Below are 3309 nucleotides of genomic sequence, written 5' to 3'. Positions count from 1 at the left end.
ATCACCTCCTTTCTAAGGAAGCGAGAGTGATGGAGAGTAGAGATACTAAGAGAAGTCACTTAAGCAAGCGGAAGCACACTGAGAAACTTTGTTTAGTTTTGAGGGTAGTACCTCAAAGAGCTAGTACATTGAAAACTGAATATAATCCAAGCAAAAAACCGAGACAATCAAAGAGAACAGATTGCAAGGCGACCGAGAAGAGAATTCTTGAGTAAGGTCAAGTAGAAAAGGGCGCACGGTGAATGCCTAGGCACTAAAAGCCGATGAAGGACGTGACGAACTACGAAAAGCTTCGGGGAGCGGTAAGTACGCAGAGATCCGGAGATGTCCGAATGGGGGAACCCAATGCAGCGATGCATTATTGATTGATGAATAGATAGTCAATCAAAGGAATACGCAGTGAACTGAAACATCTAAGTAGCTGCAGGAAGAGAAAGAAAGATCGATTTCCTTAGTAGCGGCGAGCGAAGAGGAAAGAGCCCAAACCAAGTGATTTATCATTTGGGGTTGTAGGACTGCGACGTGGTAGCGTGAGTGATAGCAGAATTATCTGGGAAGGTAAGCCAGAGAGGGTGAGAGCCCCGTACGTGAAATTGCAAGCGCGCCTAGCAGAATCCTGAGTAGGCCGGGACACGAGGAATCCCGGTTGAAACCGCGAGGACCATCTCGCAAGGCTAAATACTAATTAGTGACCGATAGTGAACCAGTACCGTGAGGGAAAGGTGAAAAGAACCCCGGAAGGGGAGTGAAAGAGAACCTGAAACCGTGTGTCTACAAGTAGTCAAAGCACATTAAAGTGCAATGGCGTGCCTTTTGTAGAATGAACCGGCGAGTTACGTTATCTAGCGAGGTTAAGTCAGAAAAGACGGAGCCGGAGCGAAAGCGAGTCTGAAGAGGGCGAGAAGTTAGGTGACGTAGACCCGAAACCAAGTGACCTACCCATGACCAGGCTGAAGGCGTGGTAAAACGCGCTGGAGGGCCGAACCCACGTAAGTTAAAAATTGCGGGGATGAGTTGTGGGTAGCGGTGAAATTCCAAACGAACTTGGAGATAGCTGGTTCTCTCCGAAATAGCTTTAGGGCTAGCCTCGTGGAGAGGATAATGGAGGTAGAGCTCTGTTTGGACTAGGGGCCCGTCAGGGGTTACTGAATCCAGATAAACTACGAATTCCAGATATCTATACACGGGAGTCAGACTGCGAGTGATAAGATCCGTAGTCGAAAGGGAAACAGCCCAGATCACCAGTTAAGGTCCCCAAATCTATGCTAAGTGGAAAAGGATGTGGAGTTGCGTAGACAACTAGGACGTTGGCTCAGAAGCAGCCATCATTCAAAGAGTGCGTAATAGCTCACTAGTCGAGTGGCGCTGCGCCGAAAATTTACCGGGGCTAAGCATAGTACCGAAACTGTGGATGTACGTAAGTACGTGGTAGGAGAGCGTTCTAAGTGCGGCGAAGGTTAACCGAGAGGATAATTGGAGCGCTTAGAAGTGAGAATGCCGGTATGAGTAGCGAAAGATAGGTGAGAATCCTATCCGCCGAAAGACTAAGGTTTCCTGGGGCAGGCTCGTCCGCCCAGGGTAAGTCGGGACCTAAGGCAAGGCCGAGAGGCGTAGTCGATGGATAACAGGTAGAGATTCCTGTACTGTGTTCAATCGTTATGAGCAATGGAGGGACGCAGGAGGTGAAGCACGCATCGCGATGGAACGATGTTCAAGCGACAAGTGCGGTTAAGAGTCAAATGCTTCTAACCAGCAACACGAGTCGTGATGAGGAGCGAAGTAAAAGTAGCGAAGGTGTGGTAGTCACACTGCCAAGAAAAGCTTCTAGCCAGAGAGAACATACCCGTACCGCAAACCGACACAGGTAGTCGAGTGGAGAACACTAAGGTGAGCGAGAGAACTCTCGTTAAGGAACTCGGCAAAATGACCCCGTAACTTCGGAAGAAGGGGTGCTGGCCATGAGAATGGTTAGCCGCAGTGAATAGGCCCAAACAACTGTTTATCAAAAACACAGGTCTCTGCAAAATCGTAAGATGACGTATAGAGGCTGACACCTGCCCGGTGCTGGAAGGTTAAGAGGAGAGCTTAGCGCAAGCGAAGGTTTGAATTGAAGCCCCAGTAAACGGCGGCCGTAACTATAACGGTCCTAAGGTAGCGAAATTCCTTGTCGGGTAAGTTCCGACCTGCACGAAAGGTGTAATGATTTGGGCACTGTCTCAACGAGAGACTCGGTGAAATTATAATACCCGTGAAGATGCGGGTTACCCGCGACAGGACGGAAAGACCCCATGGAGCTTCACTGTAGCTTGATATTGAGTATCTTTTAAACATGTACAGGATAGGTAGGAGCCAAGGAAGGCAGGACGCTAGTTTTGCTGGAGGCAATGTTGGGATACTACCCTTGTTTGAAGGATGCTCTAACCTCGACCTGTAAGCCAGGCCAGGGACAGTGTCAGGTGGGCAGTTTGACTGGGGCGGTCGCCTCCTAAAGTGTAACGGAGGCGCTCAAAGGTTCCCTCAGAATGGTTGGAAATCATTCGCAGAGTGTAAAGGTATAAGGGAGCTTGACTGCGAGAGAGACAACTCGAGCAGGTAGGAAACTAGGACTTAGTGATCTGGTGGTACCGTATGGAAGGGCCATCACTCAACGGATAAAAGCTACCCTGGGGATAACAGGCTTATCTCCCCCAAGAGTTCACATCGACGGGGAGGTTTGGCACCTCGATGTCGGCTCGTCGCATCCTGGGGCTGAAGTCGGTCCCAAGGGTTGGGCTGTTCGCCCATTAAAGCGGCACGCGAGCTGGGTTCAGAACGTCGTGAGACAGTTCGGTCCCTATCCGTCGTGGGCGTAGGAAATTTGAGAGGAGCTGTCCTTAGTACGAGAGGACCGGGATGGACGCACCGCTGGTGTACCAGTTGTTCCGCCAGGAGCATCGCTGGGTAGCTATGTGCGGAAGGGATAAGCGCTGAAAGCATCTAAGTGCGAAGCCCCCCTCAAGATGAGATTTCCTTTGCGTAAGCAGTAAGACACCTCAAAGACGATGAGGTAGATAGGCTGGGAGTGGAAGTTCTGTGAAGAATGGAGCGGACCAGTACTAATCAGTCGAGGACTTGACCAAAGGCCAAGCGATCTGGAGAAGGTTTTTTGCGAGAGATTATGTTTAGTTTTGAGTGTAAAAGCTCAAAAGAGTACGGTGGCGAAAGCAAGAAGGATACACCTGTTCCCATGCCGAACACAGAAGTTAAGCTTCTTAACGCCGAAAGTAGTTGGTGGGCAACTGCCTGCGAGGAAAGGAAGCTGCCGTGCTC

Annotated in this window: 2 rRNA genes; both read left to right on the top strand. The window is 50.0% G+C overall.

The window, feature by feature from the left end:
* Positions 1–215: 215 nt before the first annotated feature.
* A 23S ribosomal RNA gene (locus B5E95_RS10210) occupies positions 216–3119 on the top strand.
* A 71-nt stretch (positions 3120–3190) separates the two neighbouring features.
* Positions 3191–3307, top strand: a 5S ribosomal RNA gene (gene rrf / locus B5E95_RS10205).
* The last annotated feature ends 2 nt before the right edge of the window (positions 3308–3309 follow it).

This window comes from Lactobacillus gallinarum (assembly GCF_002160635.1).
Taxonomy (GTDB): Bacteria; Bacillota; Bacilli; order Lactobacillales; family Lactobacillaceae; genus Lactobacillus; species Lactobacillus gallinarum.
Note: the sequence above shows the minus strand (reverse complement) of the source record. Positions and strands in the feature narration are given on the sequence as shown.